We start from the raw sequence: 20,992 nt of genomic DNA, 5'->3' as shown, positions 1-20,992 counted from the left end.
ACACCATGACCAAGCGCATCGTCGTCACCGGCATCGGCGCCACTTCCGCCATCGGCGGGACCGCTCCGGAGAACTGGACGAACCTGCTCGCAGGGATGTCCGGCACCCGCACCCTCGAGCATGACTGGGTGAAGCAGTACGAGCTCCCCGTCACCTTCGCCGCTGAGGCGATCGTCCGCCCGGAAGAGGTCCTGCCCCGCCATGAGGCGAAGCGGCTCGACCCGTCCTCGCAGTTCGCGCTGATCGCCGCGCGCGAGGCCTGGGAAGACGCCGGCTCCCCCGAGGTCGACCCCGAGCGGCTCGGTGTCGACTTCGCCACCGGCATCGGCGGCCTGTGGACGCTCCTCGACGCCTGGGACACCCTGCGCGAGAAGGGTCCGCGTCGCGTCATGCCGCTGACCGTGCCGATGCTGATGCCGAACGCCGCAGCCGGCAACCTGTCGCTGCAGTTCCACGCCCGCGCCTACGCGCAGACCGTCGTGAGCGCATGCGCCTCGAGCACCGAGTCGATCATCCATGCGTTCCACCATCTGCAGGACGGCCTCGCCGATGTCGTGATCGCCGGTGGCGCCGAGTCGGCGATCCACCCGATCACCATGGCGTCCTTCGCTTCGGCGCAGGCGCTGTCGCGTCGGAACGACGACCCGGCGCACGCCTCCCGCCCCGGCGCGATCGACCGTGACGGCTTCGTCATGGGCGAGGGTGCCGCCGTGCTGATCCTCGAGACCGAGGAGCACGCGAAGGCGCGCGGCGCCAAGATCTACGGATACGTCCTCGGTGGTGGTGTCACCGCTGACGCGTACCACATCACCGGCAACGACCCGGAGGGCACCGGAGCAGCACGTGCCGTCACGCACGCACTGGAAGAGGCCGGCATCACCGCCGACCAGGTCACGCACATCAACGCGCATGCGACCTCGACGCCCGTCGGCGACCCGAACGAGTACGTCGCGCTGCAGCGCGTGTTCGGCGACCGCCTCACCGAGATCCCCGTCTCGGCGACGAAGGCATCGACCGGCCACCTCCTCGGCGGTACCGGCGCGCTCGAGGCGATCTTCGCCCTGCTCGCGCTGCGCGACCGCGTCGCACCGCCGACCATCAACATGACCGAGCCCGACCCTGCCGTGCCGTTCCGCCTCTCCGGCGAGCCGACACCGCTCGGTGACGGGCCGCAGATCGCGATCAGCAACTCCTTCGGCTTCGGCGGCCACAACGCCGTCCTCGCGCTCGCGAGCGCCGACTGACCGCAGACGCATGGAGAAGGCCCCGGGATCGCTCCCGGGGCCTTCTCCATGTCGTGACCGCCTCAGTGCGACGGCACGGGGGCGAGTCTGCGGGAGCGGTCCTCGCGCAGACGCGTGATGGCAGGCAGGAACCACCCCACGAGCGGACCCACGCCCAGCGCGAAGAGCACGGTGCCGACGCCTACCGGGCCGCCGAGCAGGAAGCCGACGAGCAGCACACTGCCCTCGATGAGCGTTCGGACGATCCACACCTTCCATCCGGTGACGCGCACGAGGCCCGTCATCAGCCCGTCGCGCGGTCCAGGGCCGAAGCTCGCGGCGATGTACAGACCGGTGGCGAAGGCGAGCAGCACCAGGCCGGCCACGAACATCGGCGCGCCGATCCAGATCGACGGCGGAGCGGGGATGACGGCGAGCGTGAGGTCGGCGCTCGGCCCGACCAGCAGCGAGTTCAGCAGCGTGCCGACGCCAACGCGTTGCCGCAGCGGGATCCACAGCAGCAGCACGACCACCGAGACGAGCACCGTGATCGTGCCGTATCCGATGCCCGACTGTCCCGAGACGCCGAGCGCGAGCACATCCCACGGAGCGACGCCGATGCCACCACGCACCATGAGTCCGAGCGAGACGCCGTAGAGGAACAGCCCGGCGAGCAGCTGCACGAGACGCTCGACGAGGTCCCGTCGGCTCGTGGCGGTGACGGGGATGAAGACGGAACGCAGCTGCATCCTTCCATGGTGGATGGCGGCCGTATCGCGAAGGCGAGTCCAGTCATCGAAAAGTGGTCTGCAGATATGAGGCCACTTTGCGGCATGCTGGATCCATGACATCACGACTCGTCGAGCAGCTGGGCGCGCAGAATGCCGCAGGGTCCACTGCGGCCGAGCTCGCGGGTCAGATCCGTGCGCTCATCCTCGACGGACGACTCACGGTCGGCGAACGGCTGCCGAGCGAACGGGCGCTTGCACTCGAGCTGCGCCGATCACGCTCGACCATGACACGCACCTACAGCCTGCTGGAGAGCGACGGCTACGTCTCGCGCCTGCACGGCGGCAGCACGAGGGTGGCGCTCCCCCACGCCGACCATGTGGTGATGGATGCCGATGACGACTCGGCGATCGATCTGTCGATCGCCTCGATGGACTCGACGCCAGGTCTCTACGACGCCACAGTGCGCTCGCTTCCGCGGCTCGCAGCCCTCCGCAGCACCAGCGGGTATTCCCTGCAGGGGCTGCCGGAGCTGCGCGACGCTGTCGCGCGGCGGTACACGCAGCGCGGCGTGCCCACGTCCGCCGACGAGATCATCATCACCTCAGGGGCGCTGAACGCCGTCAACCTCGTGCTCGCCACGATCGGCCGCCGCGGAGAGCGCGCGGTGGTCGAGCAGCCGTCCTTCCCGCACGCGCTCGACGCCCTGCACCGCAACGGCTACCGGCTCACGCCGACGCCGGTCGGCGTCGACGGCTGGGACATCCGCCATCTCACCGAGCTGCTGCTGCGCGGCCGGCCGCTGGTCGCCTACCTGATCCCCGACTTCCACAACCCGACCGGGGCCACCATGACGGATTCCGATCGCGATCGCGTCGCGGCCACCGCTCGCAGCACCGGCACGCACCTCATCGCGGACGAGACGACCACCGAGCTCGACATCGACCGAGGCTGGTCACCCCTGCCGATGGCCGCCTTCAGCCCGCAGGTCATCACGGTCGGCTCGATGTCGAAGATCGCGTGGGGCGGGCTCCGTCTGGGATGGATCAGGGCCGAACGCTCGCTCATCGCACGCCTCTTGGCCGTTCGTCCGTCGTTCGAGCTCGGCACCGCGCTGCTCGACCAGTGCATCGCCGTCGAGCTGCTCGACGAGATGCCGGCGCTCAGCGCCCACGTCCGATCCCGTCTGCACGCGGGCCGCACAGCAGTCTCCACCGGACTCGAGGCGATCGGCGACCTGCAGATGCCCGGCACCCCCGGTGGCCTGTCAGCCTGGATCGACCTGGGCGCGCCGATCTCCACGCGGCTGTCGCTCGCCGCCCGCGACCGACAGCTGATCGCGCCGCCGGGCCCCAGGTTCTCCACCGGGGGTGTGCTGGAACGCTACCTGCGCATCCCCATCACGTATCCGCCCGAGCGCACGGCCGAGGCCATGGAGCGACTGCGGCTCGCCTGGGACGACGTCCGCGACGGCGCATCCGCTCGTCCTGCCGTCGCGACGCATGCGGCCGTGATCTGACGACCTCCGCCCCAACGACGAGAACCCCGTCTCTGCGAACAGCGGCGGGGTTCTCGTCGAATGGAGCGAGGATACGTTTCTCAGCGTCCGGGATGAACACCGGCATCCGGTACTCGGCCTCCCGCGCTCCAGGTCTCGTGTCGGGCTCAGCCGACCTTGTGGAGCCACACGACGCGCGCGTCGTCGCTGGCATGGCGGAAGGGCTCGAGCTCCTCGTCCCAGGCCGAGCCGAGGGCGATGTCGAGTTCGCGCTGGAGTTCGAGCGCGTTGCCCGCGGCGATCTCCATCGCGTAGCGGATGCGGTCCTCGCCGATCACGATGTTGCCCGCGGCGTCGGCCTGGGCGTAGTGGATGCCGAGATCGGGGGTGTGCAGCCAACGACCGCCGTCACTGCGCGGCGTCGGGTCCTCTGTCACCTCGAAGCGGAGGTGCTCCCAACCGCGGATGGCCGTCGCGAGCGCCGCGCCAGTGCCCACCGGGCCGTCCCAGTAGAACTCGGCGCGTCGCGCGCCGTCGAGCACTGGCTGGTCGCTCCAGTCGAAGTTCACTGCGCGACCGATAGCGCGTCCGACCGCCCATTCGAGGTGCGGGCAGAGCGCGCGAGGTGCCGAGTGGATGTACACCACTCCGCGTGCGTAAGCCGTCGCCATGATCTCTCCGTTTCATCAGGTGCGTCTTCCCCAACGACCTCATGCAAAGAGTGGCGACGATATGCGGTTGTGGGCCCATTCTCGCCCAGTCCGGGCGAAATCACAAGCGTGTGATTCGCACGACGAAGGCCCCGGTCGGACGACCGGGGCCTTCGTGTGCGCACTGGGGCGCTTCGACGAGCTCGGCGACCCGGCGATGTCAGGTCAGCCGAGGCTCAGGCCTCGCTCATCGCCTGCTTGACCTGCTGGCCCTTGGCCGCGTAGTAGGCCGCGCGCGCGGCATCCTTCCTGGCCTGCTCGGCGTAGCCGTGCTCGAGCACGTCCTGCGGGACCTCGACGTTGGGCACGTCGTCGGTGCCGTTGTACTTCTCGATATACGCGTCGAGCTCGGGGCCGGAGGTCCACGAGGTGATCAGGCAGTAGCGCGGGTCGGTGCCGTTGTGCGTGGCGGCGTGCCACAGACGCTGGGTGTCGACGATGAGCTGCGCGCCGGCCGGCAGCGCGAGACGGTACTCGATGCTCGGGTCGGTGCGGTTCTCGCGCAGGACGAAGTAGCTGTCCTTGTCGTCGGTCAGGTTGAAGAAGCCACGGACGACCCAGCCGGTGCCGTCGGGGTTCAGACGGTTGTTGTCGTCCTGGTGGAGGTTGTAGAGGCACTCACCGTACGGGGTGGGCTGCAGCTCGATGACGCGGCATCGGCCGACGTTCGCACCGGGCTCCTGCGCGCGACGCGTGAGGTTCGGTGCCTTCTCGGTCTGCGAGTCGATCCACACGCCATCCTTGTCGGTGCGCGGCGGCTTGTGGTTCCAGAAGCCGTTGCACTCGATGTCACCGAAGGCACTGGCGAGCGGAGCGAAGCGGGTGTCACCCGACGACTTCCAGTCGTTGTACTCGATGTCGAGCCATTCCTTGGGGTCGAGTTCCTGGTTGTAGCTGTCGAGGACGACGAAGCCCTTTTCCTCGAGCGCGGCGGACTTGATGTAACCCATGATCGAGTCATGTTCCTTTCATCGGGGGCCAGCACGTTTTAACAGGCCCTGATAAGGCAAGCCTAACAGCGCCCCCTGAGCGCGCATCAGAGGGCCGCCGTGAATAACCGAATAGACTGATTCGGGTGCCAGGCGAGTCCTCGGCGCACGGCGATACGGGAGGATCAGAGACCAGCATGAGCACTGCCACCAACGTCGAGGCGACAGCAGTCAACACGATCGAGTGGCTCGCAGCCGGTTCCACCTCCATCGTCGTCCCGGTGTATCAGCGGCAGTACCGCTGGGACATCGGCGGGTGCGAGCGACTGCTCTCCGACGTCCGCGCGGTCGCCGCGGAGGACGATGCGCACCGCCACTTCATCGGCTCGATCCTGTCGGCGCACGACACGGCAGCAGCGAGCGATCTGATCCTGATCGACGGACAGCAGCGCATCACGACGCTCATGCTCCTGGTGGCCTCGCTGCACCACGCGGTCAAGGACTCCGACCCGGCGCTCGCCGCCGAGCTCGAGCGGGTGCTGGTCCGCCACGACGACCCGACCCGCACCAAGCTGCGCCCGCACGACGCCTGGGCCGAGCTGTACGAGTCGGTGGTCCTCGATCGCCGTGGCGACGCCGACCGCGAGTCCAGGTTCGACGACAACTACGCGTTCTTCCGCAGTCAGATCCACGCCGAGGAGGCCCCGTCGATCTGGCGCGGCCTGCGGCGGCTCGAACACGTCTCCATCACGCTCGGCGCGCAGGCGAACGCGCAGCAGATCTTCGAGAGCCTGAACTCGACCGGCGAGCCGCTGCGCGATCACGAGCTCATCCACAACTACATCCTGATGGGGCTCACGCACTCCGAGCAGCTGGATGTGGAGTCCCGGTTCTGGCTGCCGATCGAGCGTCACACCGGCGAGGCGATCGGCGCGTTCTGGCGCCACTTCCTCGTCATGACGACGGGCCGCGAGGTCGCAGCGAACGGCGAGCACGGCGTCTACAGCGCGTTCCGGCACTCCTTCCCGCACGTCGACCTCGAGCACCTGCGGGCGCACGCGGAGGTGTGGCGGCACTACGCCGAGATCTACGGCGTCCTGCTCGATCCGACCACGGAGCCGGATGCCGAGATCGCTCGGCAGCTCGGGTACGTCAACACCTTCGGTCGCTCCGCCTACCCGCTCGTGCTCGCCGCTTCCAGCGACTACCGACGCGGGGTCATCGAGCGCGCCGAGCTGCTCGAGACGCTCGAGTGGATCCAGACGCTGTACCTGCGCCGCACGCTCGTGAATCTGCCGAACGAGCGGCTCATCGCCAGACTGTGCCGTGCCCGTCTCGACGGCCGTGACGCCCTGGCCCGCGCGTTCGCCCGCATCACCCCGTCGGATGAGCGTGTGAGCGCGGTGCTGAAGTACAGCGAGCTCCCCCACGCCGCGTACGTGCTCGGACGCCTCCAAGGCGTCGACGACACCGCGGACTTCGACATCGAACACGTCGTGCCGCCGGTGCCCGGCGACGCGTGGTCGGGCGATGGCGTGCGGCCGTGGATCGAGTACACCGACGACGAGCAGAACAGTCACCGTGCTCTCGCGCCGACGCTCGGCAACGTGACGCTGCTGGAGCAGGGACTCACGGAGCGCGTGTTCGGCTCGTCGTACCCGGTGAAGCGCGATGAGGCGTACGCCCGCAGCTCGGTCGCCGCGACCCGCGAGCTGGCCGATGTCGCCGCCTGGGACACTGCAGCGATCTCCGCGCGGACGGTACGACTCACCGCCGACCTGCTGCGCATCTGGGCTCGCCCCGCCCTCCCCGAGATCGACGACGACGGCCTCACACCGATCCTCGACGCCGTCCGCCGCCGCGGTTGGCCGGCGGGCTGGGAGCGGGAGTTCGACTACGTCGAGTACCGCGGCGAGCGATGGGAGGTCCCCGACGTGAAGTACCTCTTCAACCGGGTCTTCCGCCGCGCCTGGACCGACACCACGGATGCCGCCCGCGCCTACTGCGCCGCGCACGGCGGACCGATCTACGATGAGATGGCCTGGAAGGGCCAGTGGGATGCGCTGGACGACTCGCACTTCCTCTACATGGGCTGGGACTCCAACTACATGATGAGCGCCGTGCAGGGTGTGCTCGAGGAGTCCGGGATCGCCTCCGAGGTGTTCGTCAAGTACTCATACATCGGCAACGTGATGTGAGCGCGGTGCGCCCGCGTTAGGCTCGATGGGTGAGCACCGTAGTCCGTCATCTGCTGGATCTGACCGTCGAAGAGCACACGCTCACCGTCCCCCTGGTCTGGGGTGATCCCGCCGACACCCGCACGATCGACATCTTCGCCGCTGTGGTCTCCCGCGAGGGTGGAGAGGCACTCCCCTACCTGGTGTTCCTGCAGGGTGGGCCGGGCCACGAGGCGCCACGCCCGTTCCACGGTCCTGCATCGCCGGGGTGGCTGGATGAGGCGCTCGCCCACTACCGGCTCGTGCTGCTCGATCAGCGCGGCACCGGGCGCTCGACGCCGGTCGGCGACGACGACCTGGCCGAGGGATCCTCCGTCGTCGCCGAGTACCTGACCCACCTGCGCGCCGACGCGATCGTGCGCGACTGCGAGGCGATGCGCGAGCACCTGGGCGCCGAGCAGTGGAGCGTGCTCGGTCAGTCGTTCGGCGGCTTCACGACGCTCGCGTACCTGTCGACCGACAGCTCCTCGCTCACCGACGTGTTCATCACCGGCGGCCTCAGCGCTGTCGGCCGCCACCCCGACGATGTCTACACGCTCTGCTACGACAAGATGCGCACGGCCTCGGAGAAGTACTACCGCCGATTCCCCGAGCACCGCGACGCGATGCGACGCCTGGTCGATCGGGCCGCGGCCGGCGACATCGTGCTGCCGGATGGCGAGATCGTCTCCCCATCGCGGCTGCGCTCGATGGGGTCAGCGCTCGGCACGGATGACGGCTGGCAGACCGTGTGGTCGCTGCTCGAGCGCGATCCCCGCTCCAATGCCTTCCGGCATGACCTCGCCCACGCGATGCCGTACGGCGGCCGCAACCCGCTGTACTTCGCGTTCCACGAGTCGAGCTACGCCGACGGCCACGCGACGCGCTGGTCGGCTGAGCGCACGGAGCCCACGGACTTCCGCGACGACGTCACGCTGTTCACCGGCGAGCACATCCGTCGGGAGTGGACCGAGACTGTGCCGGCCTTCCAGCCCTGGCGCGAGGTCGCCCTGGAGCTCGCCGAGTTCGAGTGGCCGCAGATCTACGACGCCGCCGCGATCGCGGCCTCCGGTGCCACCGGAGCTGCAGCCGTGTACGTGAACGACGTGTACGTGCCGCTGGAGTACTCGCTCGAGACCGCCGCGCTGCTGCCCGGTGTGCAGCTCTGGGTGACCAGCGAGCACGAGCACAACGGCCTGCGGTCGGGTCCGGTGCTGAGCCGGCTCATCGATCTTGCGCACCACCGCCGCATCCGCTGATCGATGTCCTCCCGCAGGAGGATGACGCACCACCGACACCGACCTACGCTGGACACGTGATGGAGATGCTCGGCATGATCCTGATGGTGACCCTGGTCATCGTCGCCGGCGTGGCGATCGTCGTGGCGATCGTGCACAGGTACTCCTCGCTCCCCCTGGAGAAGAAGTACGAGAGCAGCGGCGGCGGACTCGGCGGCGCGTTCGATACCGTGTGGTCGCCCAGCGCGCACGAGGCCGGCATGGAGCGCGACCGTCAGACCCAGCGCACGGCGCCTGCGCCCGCCCCCGGCGATCCGCCGGACGCGATCGACGAGGGCCGTATCACGCTCGATCTCTGAGCGGGTCACTGTCGGCATCGCGTGCCGATGACGTGCAGCCGAGTCCGGTCGCACATCCCGCAGGTGCCGCGGATGGCCGCCTCGCGAGCGCGAGTGCGGCCGGATGCGACGCCTGCATGCCGCTCGGTCCGTGCATCGGAGCTCTGCGGGGAGGACCGCATCGAGCGCCCGCGCGGCGAGACCTGCGCTGTTCCGCGCACGACGAAGGCCCCGCACTCCGAGGAGCACGGGGCCTTCGTGGGGACGGACCTCAGTTGGAGGAGCCGCCGAAGCCCTTGAAGCGCTGGTTGAACTTCTCGACGCGACCGGCCGAGTCCATGATGCGCTGCTTGCCCGTGTAGAACGGGTGCGAGGCAGAGGAGATCTCGACATCGATGACGGGGTACTCGACGCCGTCCAGCTCGATGGTCTTGTCGCTCGTGACGGTGGAGCGGGTGAGGAACGTCTCGCCCGAACCGAGGTCACGGAAAACGATGGCCCGGTACTCGGGGTGAATGTCAGTCTTCATGGGATTCCTTCGTTGCTGCCCTGGATTGTGCCAGGGACGGGGAAGTCTGTGGCGCAGACAGCGCCAAGGGTCGAGTCTACCAGTCCTTCGACGGACTCAGGAACCGAATCTCACGATGCCGCGCGCGCGGCGTAGCGGCCGCCGTCGCTGCTGAGCACGATCGACATGCCGAAGGCCTCGGTGAGGGACTCGGCGGTGAGCGTCTCCGCGATCGGGCCGGCCGCGACGACCTTGCCCTCGCGGATGAGCATCACGTGCGTGAAGCCGAGCGGGATCTCCTCGACATGGTGCGTGACCATCAGCATGGCCGGCGTGGTCGGCGACGATGCGTAGCCGGTGAGCAGCGCGAGCAGCTCCTCGCGAGAGCCGAGATCGAGGGACGCCGTCGGCTCGTCGAGCAGCAGCAGCTCGGGATCCGTCATCACGGCACGGGCGATCTGCACGCGCTTCTGCTCGCCGTCGCTCAGCGTGCCGAAGGTGCGCTCCGCGAGATGATCGAGCTTCCATTCGCCGAGCACACGCAGCGCGCGCCGCTCGTCGATGTCCTCATAGCTCTCGTTCCACCGGCCGAGCACCGAGTACGCGGCGGTGAGCACCGTGTTCAGCACGGTCTCGTCGCGCGGCACGCGCTTGGCCATCGCCGAGGATGCGAAGCCGATGCGCGGACGCACCTCGAACACGTCGGTACGGCCGAGCGTCTCGCCGAGCACGGTGACAGTGCCCGACGTCGGGTGCATGAGCGTGTCGGCCAGCTGCAGCAGCGTGGTCTTGCCCGCACCGTTCGGGCCGAGGATCACCCAGCGCTGATCGTCCGCGACCTGCCAGGTCACGTGATCGATGATGTTGCGCCCTTCGCGGCGCACGACGACGTCAGTGAATTCCAGGGCGCTCGACATACTCCAAGCCTATCGACTCACGCGGTGAGCTCCGCGTACAGCGCGCGGGTCGTGTCGGCGATCGCGCCCCAGCTGAAGTCGGTCCGAGCCCGCTCCCGCCCGGCGGCGCCGTACTCCTTCGCGCGCTCCGGATCCATCGCCACCTCGGTGAGGACGGCCGCGAGATCGGCGATGTAGCGCTCGGGGTCGACGGGGGTGCCGGTGCCGTCCTGCACCTGGTCGATCGGCACGAGTCGTCCGGTGACGCCGTCGGCGACGACTTCGGGGATGCCACCGGTCGCGGTGCCCACGACCGCAGCGCCGCATGCCATGGCCTCGAGGTTCACGATGCCGAGCGGCTCGTAGACCGAGGGGCAGACGAAGGTGGTGGCCGCGGTGAGGATCGCGGAGAGCTCGTCGCGCGGCAGCATCCGCTCGATCCAGATCACCCCGTCGCGGGTCTGCTGCAGCAGACGGACGCCCTCCTGCACCTCTGCCATGATCTCGGGGGTGTCAGGGGCACCTGCGCACAGCACGAGCTGCACCTCCGGCGGCAGCAGCCGCGCGGCCTGCAGCAGGTAGGGCAGCCCCTTCTGCCGCGTGATGCGTCCGACGAAGACGACCGACGGGCGGGCAGGGTCCATGCCGATGGACTCGAGGAGCGCCGCGTTCTGCACCGGGCGCCAGCGCTCCACGTCGATGCCGTTGTGGATCACACGCACGCGCGCCGGATCGACCTGTGGGTAGCTGCGCAGGATGTCGGCACGCATCCCGGCGCTCACCGCGATGACCGCGGCGGCGTTCTCATACGCGAGCTTCTCGATGCCGCTCGACACCGCATACCCGCCGCCCAGCTGCTCGGCCTTCCACGGACGCAGCGGCTCCAGACTGTGCGCGGTCAGCACGTGCGGGATGCCGTGCAGCTGCGAGGCCAGGTGGCCGGCGAAGTTGGCGTACCAGGTGTGACTGTGCACGATGTCGGCATCCGAGATCGCGGAGACGATCTCGAGATCCGTGCCGAGCGTCTGCAGCGCGGCATTCGCAGAGGCGAGCTCAGCGGGCGCGCGGTATGAGAACGTGCCGGCCTCGTCGCGGGCTGCACCGAATGCTCGGACCTGCACGTCGATGCTCTGCCGCAGGGCCGTGACGAGCTCGGCGACGTGCACACCGGCGCCGCCGTAGATCTCCGGCGGATACTCCTTGGTGATCATTTCAACTCGCATGTCTGAACGCTAGTACAGCGAGCCAGAAGGCATCTATGGTGGAGCCATGTCGGCTCCAAAGAAGGTTTTCGGGATCATCCTCGCCGGTGGTGAGGGCAAGAGGCTCATGCCACTCACCGCAGACCGCGCAAAACCCGCAGTTCCGTTCGGCGGACAGTACAGACTGATCGATTTCGCGATCTCGAACCTCATCAACTCGGGGCTCCGCCAGGTCGTCGTGCTCACGCAGTACAAGTCGCACAGCCTCGACCGCCACATCTCGCAGACATGGCGCATGTCGGCGCTGCTCGACTCCTACGTCACGTCGGTCCCTGCACAGCAGCGACTCGGCAAGCGATGGTTCTCCGGATCCGCCGACGCGATCCTGCAGAGCATGAACCTGATCAACGACGAGAAGCCCGACATCGTCGTGGTCATCGGCGCCGACCACGTCTACCGGATGGACTTCCGACAGATGCTCGACGCGCACATCGCGTCCGGCGCGAAGGCCACGGTCGCCGGCATCCGTCAGCCGATCTCGCTCGCCTCGCAGTTCGGCGTGATCGATGCCGATGCCGGAACGGGACGCATCAAGCAGTTCCTCGAGAAGCCGAGCGACCCGGCCGGCCTGGAGGACTCCCCCCACGAGGTGCTCGCCTCGATGGGCAACTACATCTTCGACGCGGATGCGCTGATCGCCGCCGTCGAAGCCGACGGCGAGTCCCCCACCTCCGGTCATGACATGGGTGGCGACATCGTCCCCTACTTCGTCGACCGTGGCGAAGCCGGCTACTACGACATGAAGCAGAACGAGGTCCCCGGCTCCTCGCCGCGTGACCGCTCGTACTGGCGCGACGTGGGGACGATCGACTCCTTCTACGATGCACATCGCGACCTGATCTCGACGCTGCCGATCTTCAACCTCTACAACATGGAGTGGCCGATCCACTCGCAGGCGGTGAACTCGCCTCCCGCGAAGTTCGTGCGCGACTCGGTCGGCCGCATCGGCAACGCGATCGACTCGATCGTGTCGCTCGGGTCGGTGCTGTCCGGCACGCACCTCGAGCGAAGCGTGGTCGGGCCGTGGACCCTGGCCGGCGGCGGATCGACCATCACCGACTCGGTGGTCTTCGATCACGTGCAGGTGGGCGCGGGATCCAGGGTGCATCGAGCGATCCTCGACAAGAACGTCGTCCTGGCAGACGGGGCGACGGTCGGCGTGGATCGCGAGCGCGACCTCGCTCGGGGCTTCACGGTCACCGAATCGGGCATCACGGTCGTCGGCAAGGGCGTCTTCATCGAGCGCTGAGCGTCACGCGGTCTCTGATCGTCCGCACGCTCGCTAGGCTCGATCGGGTGACCACTGCGCGCTTCCTCGTCGTTCTCGATGCCGACTCCACGCTCATCCGCAACGAGGTGATCGAGCTGCTCGCCGATGAGGCAGGGCGGCGCGATGAGGTGCAGGCCGCGACCGAGGCGGCGATGCGCGGCGAGGTCGACTTCGCCACCAGCCTGCGCTCTCGCGTTGCGGCGCTGCGCGGGGTCCCGGTCGAGTCCTTCGAGCGGGTTCGAGCACGCATCGAGCCCACGCCCGGCGTGCTCGAGCTGACCGCGGCGGTGCACGAGCGCGGTGGAGTGGTGGGTGTGGTGTCCGGCGGATTCCACGAGATCCTCGACCACATCGCCCCGGCGCTCGGCGTCGATCGCTGGCGGGCCAACCGCCTGCAGGTCGTCGACGGCGTGCTGAACGGCGAGGTCGAGGGCGCGATCGTCGACGCGGCTGCCAAGGCGTCGTCACTGCGCGAGTGGGCCGATGAGCTCGGTGTGCCGCACACCGCGACGATCGCGATCGGCGACGGTGCGAACGATCTGCAGATGATGGCGGCTGCGGGGCTCGGTCTGGCGTTCAACGCGAAGCCTGCCGTGCGCGCTGCCGCGAGCCTGGTGATCGGGCCGCAGGATCTCTCCGAGGTCATCCCGCTCCTCCCCTGACGGGCGTCCGCCTCGCGTCGATCGCGACGGCCTCCGAGCATCATGCGTAGGCTGGCCGGATGCAGCAGGAGATTCCGCTGTCCGGTGGCAATGCGAGCGCCGGGGTGGTCAGAGTCGGCGAGACGGTGCGCAAGCCCTGGACCGAGCACTCCGCCGGCGTGCTCGCCTACATGCGCATCCTGCGCGAGCGCGGCATCGATCTCCCGACTCCCCTGGGGCAGGACACGCGAGGCCGCATGATGACCGAGTTCGTCGCCGGACCGCTCGCGATGAACGCCGCTCCGCTGACCCGGCTGCAGCTCGCGCGGGTCGGCGCGATGGTGCGGGCGATCCATGACGCCAGCGCGGGTCTCGACGCCGACGAGCTCGGGCTCGGCCCATCGCTGATCCCCGTCGCGCACGCCGATCTGGTCTGCCACGGCGATCTCACCCCCTGGAATCTGCTGACCGGCGAGCGATGGGTCTTCATCGACTGGGATGGCGCCGCCGCGAGCACCCGCGTCTGGGATCTCGCGTACTCCGCGCAGGCGTTCGCGCTCAACGACGCGACAGCCGACCCGCGTCGTGCCGCGGAGGATCTGCGGGCATTCGTCGACGGGTACGAGGCGGATGCCGCGCTGCGCGCCGAGCTCGCGGAGGTGCTCCCTCGGCGCGCCTGGGCCATGCACGATCTCCTCCAGACCGCGCATCGCGACGGACGAGAGCCGTGGGGATCGATGTACGCGGATTTCCACGGCGCGCACTGGCGAGGAGTCGCTCGGTTCCTGGACGAGCATTCGACGATGTGGGTGGACGCGCTCACGACACGGTGAGGCAGGGACGACCCGTCGAGAATGTCGGCGGCCGGCGGTAACGTCGGCGCATGGACATCATCCTCATCCCGGGTCTCTGGCTCGACGCATCCAGCTGGAACGACGTGATCCCCGCACTCGAGCACGCCGGACACCGCGTGCATCCGCTGACCATGCCCGGTGTCGGGGCCGATGCATCGTCATCGTCCGAGGTCGGTATCGCGGACTGGGTGGATGCCGCGGTGCAGGCCGTCGACGCAGCACCAGGTCGATCCGTCGTCGTCGGTCACAGCGGCGGCGGCAACGTCGCCTGGGGTGTCGCGGATGCACGAGCGGATCGCGTGGCGCGAGTCGTGTTCGTCGACACCGTGCCACCGCCCTCCGGATCGGGGATCAGCGAGTTCGAGGTCGTCGACGGCGTCATCCCGTTCCCCGGATGGGACTTCTTCCCCGAGGAGGACGTGCACGACATCGACGCCGAGACGAGGGCGCGCACCCTGCCCCTGACGCACAGCGTGCCGGCGCGGGTGCCGACCGATCCGATCGAGCTCACCGACGAGGCGCGATACGCCGTACCGGTCACGCTCCTGATGGGCGGGATCGACCAGCAGGAGTTCGACGGGATGATCGGCGAGTGGGGACCCTACGAGGCCGAGTACCGCGCGATCGCCGATGCAGAGGTCGTCCGGATCGGCTCAGCGCACTGGCCGCAGTTCACGGTGCCTGCACGTCTGGCCGAACTGCTCATCGCCGCGATCGACCGCTGATGAAGGCGCCTGGGCCGGAAGCTCAGTGCCCCATCCCGAGGCCGCCGTCGACAGGAATCACGGCACCGGAGATGTATCCGGCATCGTCACCTGCCAGCCACGTCACGACACCCGCGACCTCGTCCGGCGTCGCGAAGCGCCCTGCCGGGATGTTCGCCTTGTACTGCTTCTGCGTTTCCTCGGGCAGCTCGGCGGTCATGTCGGTCTCGATGAAGCCCGGAGCCACGACGTTCGCGGTGATGCCGCGTCCACCGAGCTCGCGGGTCAGCGAGCGGGCGAACCCGACGAGGGCGCTCTTGGACGCCGAGTAGTTGACCTGTCCTGCAGAGCCGTACAGGCCGACGACGCTCGAGATCAGGATGACGCGGCCGAAGCGGGCACGCAGCATGCCCTTCGAGGCGCGCTTGACGACGCGGAAGGTGCCGCCGAGGTTGGTCGCGACAACGCTGTCGAAGTCGTCCTCGCTCATGCGCAGCAGCAGCGTGTCCTTCGTGATGCCGGCGTTCGCCACGACGATCTCGACCGGGCCGAGCTGCTGCTCCACCTCGGTGAACGCAGCGTCGAGGGCTGCTGCATCCGTCACGTCCGCGCGGACCGTGAGCGTGCCATCGGGGCCTTCGCCGCTGCGCGCGGTGACCGCGACGCGATAGCCGTCGCGCACGAAGCGCTCCGCGATCGCACGGCCGATGCCGCGGTTGCCTCCGGTGACGAGGACGACGCGCTGAGCACTCATGGGTCACACTCCTGATGTAGCCGATGGTCCCGCGACGGAACCTCCTCGATCCTAGCGAGGAAGCGCCGGCTGTTCCGTTGCCCGACGTTTGACAGGACGGAGGTGTGCTGGAACGCTGAGCAGGACGAAAGGCATCCGCGTGAGCGACAACAGCATCCCTCCTTCTGCAGGCGAACAGCCCCCGGTTCCTCCCGCGGCCCCGTACATTCCACCCGCTCCCCCTGCACCACCGGCTCAGGGGCTCCCGGCCACCCCGCAGCAGCCGTACCCGGCTGCGCCGCCGTACCCGGCGGCGCCTTCGTACCCGGCCACGCCGCCGCATCCCACCCAGGCGTACCCGGGTGCAGCCCCGGCGTACGGCCAGGCGCCCGCCCAGCCCGCCTACGCGCCGCCGCCGACGCAGCAGCCGTACGGTGCAGCGCCCCAGCCCGGGTATCCGCAGCCCGGCTACCAGGCGTACGGCACGCCGAACTATCCGGTCGCCCGTCCGACCAGCGGTCTCGCGATCACGTCGCTGGTGTGTGCGATCGCCAGTGTGGTCTTCAGCTGGCTCGTCTTCCCGATCCTTGCCGCCGTCGTCGCCGTGATCACGGGCCACATGGCGCTCAGGCAGACGAAGGCGAACACCGCAGTCGGTGGACGAGGTGTGGCCTTCGCCGGCCTCATCATCGGCTACATCATGCTGGGGTTCCTCGCGCTCGGGATCGTCGTCACGGTGATCAGCGCGATCTTCTTCGGGGCCTTCACGATCCCCTTCCTCGTCAACAGCTGACGCGCCGGAACGGCACGCCGGTGCGGCCGTTCCGGCGTAGGCTGGAGAGATCGTGAAGAGCAAGCGCGCCGTACCCGCCGTCACCTCTCTGCCGGAGTCTCCGCAGGTCGAGGGCGACCACCGTGTGCGCCGGTACGCCATCACGATGTCGATCCGCATCGCGTGCTTCGCCCTGATGATGCTGGTGCAGCCCTATGGCTGGTACACCTGGGTGTTCGCGGCCGCGGCAGCGGTGCTCCCCTACATCGCAGTGGTGTTCGCGAACGCGGGCAGCGACAGCACCGAGACCGTCGCCGAGTCGCCGACGCTGCAGGTGGAGGCGCCGCGCGTCGTCCCCGAGCCCATCGACATCGGCGACCCGCAGGTGTTCCGGATCACCGAGGCCCGGCGGGACGACGCGTGAGCGAATTCGAATGCTCGCGAGCCGGCTGCCGGCGCGAGGCGACCAAGCATGTGGTGTGGCGGAATCCGCGCATCCATGCGGCAGACCGCGAGAAGATCTGGCTGGCCTGCGAGGAGCACGTCGACTTCCTGCACGACTATCTCGCAGCCCGCGATTTCCCCGTCTCCACCCGTGAAGGTGTCCCCGCATGAGCAGTCGGATGACTCGATGGGCGGTCTATGTGCTGATCGCGATCGGCTTCGCAGTCGCCTGCGTCTTCCTGTCGCAGTGGCAGTTCGACCGCAACGCGACGAGGGAGGAGCAGATCGCGCTCGTCGAGCAGAACTACGACGCCGACCCCGTGCCGCTCGCTGATCTCATCGGGGCGGATGGGGCACTGCAGCCGAACGATGAATGGCACCCGGTGCTGCTGCGCGGCGAGTACCTGGTCGACGAGCAGCTGCTGGTGCGCAACCGTCCGCACGGTGGGACGAGTGCCTTCGAGGTGCTCGTGCCGTTCCAGGACGTCGACGGTCGGGTGTTCATCGTCGATCGCGGCTGGGTGCCGCCGGGAGACGGTGACTCCCCCGACTCCGTGGCAGCACCCCCATCCGGCGAGGTCGAGGTCATCGTGCGGCTGCGGCCGGGCGAGCAGGTCCCGGCATCCGGACGAGGGGCACCCGAGGGCCAGGTGCCCACGATCAACCTGCCGACGATCGCCGCGCTCGTCGACGGTGACGTGATCACGGGTGCCTACGGACAATTGATCAGCGAGGATCCGGCCGCGAACACCGCACTCGGCGGATTCTCCTCACCGACCGACGACCCCGGTCCCCACCTGTCGTACGCGATCCAGTGGATCCTGTTCGCGATCATGGGCTTCATCTTCATCGGATACATCATCCGCACCGAGATCGTGAAGCACCGCGAAGAGGTCGAGGGCATCCCGACACCGGTGAAGGCCCCTCGTCGCCGCGACAAGGACGCCGACGTCGAGGACGAGCTCCTCGACGCGAACGTCTGATCCGGGTCCGCGTCCGCGTCAGTCCCGGAGAGCCCGGTGCGTCCAGCCGGCATCGGTGCGCTCATAGACCACACGCGTGTGCCGACGATCTCGCGAGCCCTGCCAGAACTCGATGCGGGTCGGGACGATCCGCCAGAGCACCCAGTCGCCATCCGCGACGTCGGCGCGCGCGGCGGCCGATCGGGCGGCGAGGTCCGCGGCGCTCTCCTCGGGCGTCGCCTCGACCACGGTTCCCCGAACACGCACGGCTCGAACCTGCGGCTGCCACCAGAAGTTCAGCGCGGCTGCGGGCACATCAGCCAGCTGAGCGCCCTTCCGTGAGGAACGGGTGCTGGCGATCGCCCAGCCGTGTTCGTCGACGCGCTTCACGATGAGCGTGCGAGCATCGGGAACCCCGTCGGCATCCACCGTCGCCAGCGTCGTGGTGTGCGGTTCCGGCACGCCGGCGGCATCGGCACCCCGGATCCACTCCTCGAACAGCACCGTCGGATCCGTCGGCAGCGCGTCGAGATCCCAGTGCGGTGCCACGCCGGTCAGCGCAGGCCGTCCCCGCAACCATTCAGTGAGCGAAACGGCATCCGGAACCGGGGCATCATGCGTCATGCTCTCGACTCTGCCACGTGGACGCCGGTCGGTGGAACCGACGCGACCCGATCAGGCGAGTTCGATCAGGTCCTGGTACTCCTGGCTCCAGATGTCCTCGACACCGTCGGGCAGGATCAGCACGCGCTCGGGGTTCAGCGACTGCACGGCACCCGGGTCGTGCGAGACGAGCACCACGGCACCCTCGTAGTGCGCCAGCGCGCCGAGGATCTCTTCACGGGACGCCGGGTCGAGGTTGTTCGTGGGCTCATCGAGAAGCAGCAGGTTCGCGGATGACACGACGAGCGTTGCGAGCGACAGACGCGTCTTCTCGCCGCCCGACAGCACGCCGGCGGGCTTGAGCACGTCATCGCCGGTGAACAGGAACGAGCCGAGCACCTTCCGCGCCTCGGTCTCGGTGATGTGCGGCGCAGCGGACACCATGTTCTCGAGCACCGAACGGTTCACGTCGAGATTCTCATGCTCCTGCGCGTAATACCCGACCTTGAGGCCGTGCCCGGGCTCGAGCTGACCGGTGTCTGGCTGGTCGACGCCCGCGAGCATGCGCAGCAGCGTCGTCTTGCCTGCACCGTTGAGGCCGAGCACGACGACCTTCGAACCACGGTCGATCGCGAGGTCGACGTCGGTGAAGATCTCCAGCGAACCGTAGGACTTCGACAGACCCGATGCCATCATGGGCGTCTTCCCGCACGGGGCGGGCTTCGGGAACCGCAGCTTCGCGACGCGATCTTCCTGACGCACGTCGTCGAGCCCGGCGAGCATCTTCTCGGCGCGAGCCACCATCTGGTGGGCGGCCGCAGCCTTCGAGGCCTTTGCACCGAAGCGTGCCGCCTGCAGCTGCAGGGTCGTCGCCTTCTTCTCGACGTTGGCGCGCTCCTTCTTGCGGCGCTCCTCGTCGGCCACCCGCTGACGCAGGTAGTTCTTCCAGTTCATGTTGTAGGTGTCGATGATCTGGCGGTTGGCGTCGAGATAGAACACCCGGTTCACGGTCTCGCCGACGAGCTCGACATCGTGGCTGATCACGATCAACCCGCCCTTGTACCCCTTGAGGAACTCACGCAGCCACACGACGCTGTCGGCGTCGAGGTGGTTGGTCGGCTCGTCGAGGATCATCGTCTGCGCGTCGGAGAACAGGATGCGGGCCAGCTCGATGCGGCGACGCTGACCACCGGAGAGCGTCGAGAGCGGCTGATCGAGGATGCGGTCGGGCAGCGAGAGGTTGTGCGCGATCGATGCGGCCTGCGCCTCGGCGGCGTATCCGCCCTGCGCCTCGAACTGCTCGGTCAGCTGTCCGTAGCGCTTCATCGCCTTCGCGGCCACGGCCGGGTCGTCGGATCCCATCTCGAGCGACGCCTCGGTCATGCCGAGGTTCAGCTGTCCCAGACCACGCGCGTCGAGGATGCGCGTGCGGGCGAGGTCTTCAGGATTTCCCGAACGAGGGTCCTGCGGCAGGTAGCCGAGCTCGCCGGACCGGGTGACAGTGCCATCAGCGGGGAGCAGGTCGCCCGCGAGCACCTTGGTCAGTGTCGTCTTCCCTGCTCCGTTGCGGCCGACCAGACCGATCTTGTCGCCATCGGCGACGCGGAAGGAGACGTTCTCCATGAGGAGTCGCGCGCCAACGCGGATCTCGAGGTCGTGCACGGCAAGCACAGCGGGATATCCGTTCTCTGGGGTGGAAGTCGGCCGAGGGGCCAGCCTCCCAGTATAAGCGGCTGCGGCTGGGCGCTGACCGCGTGCGTGCTCAGGAAGATCACCCCGCAGGGTGACGAGGTCGATACCGGAGAGGGATGCCGCCGACAGCACTCCGTTCGTACGGTTCATGAGTGGATGTCATCAATGAGCTCATCATGCAGGCGGTCGCCTCGCCCTGGCTGTACCTCGTCCTGTTCATCGTGACGGTGATCGACGGGTTCTTCCCACCGGTGCCGAGCGAGACCGTGCTGGTCGCGGCTGCCGCCGTCGCGACCTCGGCAGGGGGCGCGAACCTGGTGCTGCTCGGTGTCATCGCAGCCATCGGCGCCGCGATCGGAGACAACATCGCCTTCCTGATCGGACGATCGGTGGGCACGACCCGATTCGCCTGGATGCGCCGTCGACGAGTCGTGGCGGCGTTCACTGCAGCGCAGCGATCACTCGAGCACCGCAGCGCCGTGCTCATCCTCGGTGCCCGGTACATCCCGGTCGGGCGCGTCGCGGTGAACATGTCCGCCGGGGCACTCGGCTTCCCGTGGCGTCGTTTCGTGCCGCTCAGCCTCATCGGCGGGATCAGCTGGGCTGTGTTCAGCCTGGCCATCGGACTGCTGGCCGGTGCGTGGCTCAAGGACCAGCCGATGCTGAGCGCCGGCCTCGGAATCGTGATCGCGCTGCTCGTCGGGCTCGTGATCGATCGCGTCGCCGCCGCACGACGACGTCGGGCCTCCGTTCCGCAGCTGGCAGGATGA

23 protein-coding genes are annotated in these 20,992 nt (G+C 68.5%); 14 read left to right on the top strand and 9 right to left on the bottom strand.

The features are described from left to right. Nucleotides 1–5 precede the first annotated feature (5 nt). Nucleotides 6–1,244, top strand: a complete 1,239-nt coding sequence (locus V7Z82_RS15455) for a beta-ketoacyl-[acyl-carrier-protein] synthase family protein (RefSeq protein ID WP_334152488.1) — start codon at nt 6–8, stop codon at nt 1,242–1,244. Nucleotides 1,245–1,306: 62 nt separating this feature from the next. Here the strand turns inward: V7Z82_RS15455 and yczE are convergent, their stop codons facing one another. Then, the gene (gene yczE / locus V7Z82_RS15450; RefSeq protein WP_334152486.1) at nt 1,307–1,972 is read right to left on the bottom strand and encodes a membrane protein YczE; all 666 of its coding nucleotides are present in this window, start codon (nt 1,970–1,972) and stop codon (nt 1,307–1,309) included. A gap of 95 nt (nt 1,973–2,067) precedes the next feature. Here yczE and yczR point away from each other — a divergent pair, with 95 nt between their 5' ends. Beyond that, nucleotides 2,068–3,471: a MocR-like transcription factor YczR gene (gene yczR / locus V7Z82_RS15445; RefSeq protein WP_334152483.1), complete on the top strand. Its 1,404-nt coding sequence runs from the start codon at nt 2,068–2,070 to the stop codon at nt 3,469–3,471. Between the two features lie 146 nt (nt 3,472–3,617). Here yczR and V7Z82_RS15440 read toward each other — a convergent pair whose 3' ends face one another. Together V7Z82_RS15440 and V7Z82_RS15435 are read right to left on the bottom strand one after the other, a co-directional pair. Beyond that, on the bottom strand, nt 3,618–4,121 hold the full coding sequence (locus V7Z82_RS15440) for a DUF3145 domain-containing protein (protein WP_334152482.1): 504 nt from the start codon (nt 4,119–4,121) through the stop codon (nt 3,618–3,620). A 215-nt stretch (nt 4,122–4,336) separates the two neighbouring features. After that, complete coding sequence (locus V7Z82_RS15435; protein WP_334152481.1) at nt 4,337–5,110, bottom strand: hypothetical protein; 774 nt, start codon at nt 5,108–5,110, stop codon at nt 4,337–4,339. Between the two features lie 176 nt (nt 5,111–5,286). Here V7Z82_RS15435 and V7Z82_RS15430 point away from each other — a divergent pair, with 176 nt between their 5' ends. Genes V7Z82_RS15430 through V7Z82_RS15420 form a run of 3 tightly spaced genes read left to right on the top strand, consistent with a single transcriptional unit; the run spans nt 5,287 to nt 8,902 of the window. Then, entirely contained in the window at nt 5,287–7,287 is a 2,001-nt protein-coding gene (locus V7Z82_RS15430) for a DUF262 domain-containing protein (protein WP_334152479.1), read from the top strand. A 29-nt stretch (nt 7,288–7,316) separates the two neighbouring features. Next, the gene (locus tag V7Z82_RS15425) at nt 7,317–8,564 is read left to right on the top strand and encodes an alpha/beta fold hydrolase (protein ID WP_334152478.1); all 1,248 of its coding nucleotides are present in this window, start codon (nt 7,317–7,319) and stop codon (nt 8,562–8,564) included. 59 nt (nt 8,565–8,623) lie between these two features. Continuing rightward, the gene (locus tag V7Z82_RS15420; protein WP_334152593.1) at nt 8,624–8,902 is read left to right on the top strand and encodes a hypothetical protein; all 279 of its coding nucleotides are present in this window, start codon (nt 8,624–8,626) and stop codon (nt 8,900–8,902) included. Nucleotides 8,903–9,152: 250 nt separating this feature from the next. On the opposite strand, the gene V7Z82_RS15415 is transcribed toward V7Z82_RS15420, so the two are convergent. The 3 genes from V7Z82_RS15415 to glgA form a co-directional block, all read right to left on the bottom strand. Next, nucleotides 9,153–9,410, bottom strand: coding sequence for a type B 50S ribosomal protein L31 (locus tag V7Z82_RS15415; RefSeq protein ID WP_141871829.1), 258 nt, complete (start codon nt 9,408–9,410; stop codon nt 9,153–9,155). 110 nt (nt 9,411–9,520) lie between these two features. Continuing rightward, nucleotides 9,521–10,306: an ABC transporter ATP-binding protein gene (locus V7Z82_RS15410; RefSeq protein WP_334152476.1), complete on the bottom strand. Its 786-nt coding sequence runs from the start codon at nt 10,304–10,306 to the stop codon at nt 9,521–9,523. A 17-nt stretch (nt 10,307–10,323) separates the two neighbouring features. Continuing rightward, on the bottom strand, nt 10,324–11,508 hold the full coding sequence (gene glgA / locus V7Z82_RS15405; protein ID WP_334152475.1) for a glycogen synthase: 1,185 nt from the start codon (nt 11,506–11,508) through the stop codon (nt 10,324–10,326). 46 nt (nt 11,509–11,554) lie between these two features. Between glgA and glgC the strand changes: the two genes are divergently transcribed. The 4 genes from glgC to V7Z82_RS15385 are packed head-to-tail and all read left to right on the top strand — an operon-like array spanning nt 11,555 to nt 15,037. Continuing rightward, complete coding sequence (glgC, locus tag V7Z82_RS15400; protein WP_045280110.1) at nt 11,555–12,796, top strand: glucose-1-phosphate adenylyltransferase; 1,242 nt, start codon at nt 11,555–11,557, stop codon at nt 12,794–12,796. Between the two features lie 47 nt (nt 12,797–12,843). Beyond that, the gene (serB, locus tag V7Z82_RS15395) at nt 12,844–13,479 is read left to right on the top strand and encodes a phosphoserine phosphatase SerB (protein ID WP_334152473.1); all 636 of its coding nucleotides are present in this window, start codon (nt 12,844–12,846) and stop codon (nt 13,477–13,479) included. 59 nt (nt 13,480–13,538) lie between these two features. Further along, nucleotides 13,539–14,291: a phosphotransferase gene (locus V7Z82_RS15390; RefSeq protein WP_334152472.1), complete on the top strand. Its 753-nt coding sequence runs from the start codon at nt 13,539–13,541 to the stop codon at nt 14,289–14,291. A 50-nt stretch (nt 14,292–14,341) separates the two neighbouring features. Further along, nucleotides 14,342–15,037, top strand: a complete 696-nt coding sequence (locus V7Z82_RS15385) for an alpha/beta fold hydrolase (RefSeq protein WP_334152471.1) — start codon at nt 14,342–14,344, stop codon at nt 15,035–15,037. Between the two features lie 22 nt (nt 15,038–15,059). On the opposite strand, the gene V7Z82_RS15380 is transcribed toward V7Z82_RS15385, so the two are convergent. After that, nucleotides 15,060–15,770 (bottom strand): beta-ketoacyl-ACP reductase, encoded by a 711-nt coding sequence (locus V7Z82_RS15380; protein ID WP_116634809.1) that lies wholly within the window; start codon nt 15,768–15,770, stop codon nt 15,060–15,062. 139 nt (nt 15,771–15,909) lie between these two features. Between V7Z82_RS15380 and V7Z82_RS15375 the strand changes: the two genes are divergently transcribed. From V7Z82_RS15375 to V7Z82_RS15360, 4 genes are read left to right on the top strand one after another with little or no spacing between them, the layout of a single operon-like run. Then, nucleotides 15,910–16,542 (top strand): DUF4190 domain-containing protein, encoded by a 633-nt coding sequence (locus tag V7Z82_RS15375; protein ID WP_334152468.1) that lies wholly within the window; start codon nt 15,910–15,912, stop codon nt 16,540–16,542. 52 nt (nt 16,543–16,594) lie between these two features. Continuing rightward, nucleotides 16,595–16,945: a DUF3099 domain-containing protein gene (locus tag V7Z82_RS15370; protein ID WP_334152466.1), complete on the top strand. Its 351-nt coding sequence runs from the start codon at nt 16,595–16,597 to the stop codon at nt 16,943–16,945. Continuing rightward, nucleotides 16,942–17,136 (top strand): hypothetical protein, encoded by a 195-nt coding sequence (locus tag V7Z82_RS15365; RefSeq protein ID WP_334152464.1) that lies wholly within the window; start codon nt 16,942–16,944, stop codon nt 17,134–17,136. Before V7Z82_RS15370 ends, V7Z82_RS15365 begins: the two co-directional genes overlap by 4 nt. Continuing rightward, nucleotides 17,133–17,948 (top strand): SURF1 family cytochrome oxidase biogenesis protein, encoded by an 816-nt coding sequence (locus tag V7Z82_RS15360; RefSeq protein WP_334152463.1) that lies wholly within the window; start codon nt 17,133–17,135, stop codon nt 17,946–17,948. Before V7Z82_RS15365 ends, V7Z82_RS15360 begins: the two co-directional genes overlap by 4 nt. Nucleotides 17,949–17,966: 18 nt before the next feature. Here V7Z82_RS15360 and V7Z82_RS15355 read toward each other — a convergent pair whose 3' ends face one another. Both V7Z82_RS15355 and V7Z82_RS15350 read right to left on the bottom strand, forming a co-directional pair. Further along, nucleotides 17,967–18,551, bottom strand: coding sequence for a pyridoxine/pyridoxamine 5'-phosphate oxidase (locus V7Z82_RS15355; RefSeq protein ID WP_334152462.1), 585 nt, complete (start codon nt 18,549–18,551; stop codon nt 17,967–17,969). 51 nt (nt 18,552–18,602) lie between these two features. Next, nucleotides 18,603–20,201 (bottom strand): ABC-F family ATP-binding cassette domain-containing protein, encoded by a 1,599-nt coding sequence (locus tag V7Z82_RS15350; RefSeq protein ID WP_141871817.1) that lies wholly within the window; start codon nt 20,199–20,201, stop codon nt 18,603–18,605. Between the two features lie 173 nt (nt 20,202–20,374). Here V7Z82_RS15350 and V7Z82_RS15345 point away from each other — a divergent pair, with 173 nt between their 5' ends. Then, nucleotides 20,375–20,992, top strand: a complete 618-nt coding sequence (locus V7Z82_RS15345; protein WP_334152461.1) for a DedA family protein — start codon at nt 20,375–20,377, stop codon at nt 20,990–20,992.

Origin of the sequence: Microbacterium sp., assembly GCF_036823965.1 — a bacterium.
In the GTDB taxonomy this organism is placed as follows: Bacteria; Actinomycetota; Actinomycetes; order Actinomycetales; family Microbacteriaceae; genus Microbacterium.
This window is presented reverse-complemented; position numbering and strand designations above follow the sequence as displayed.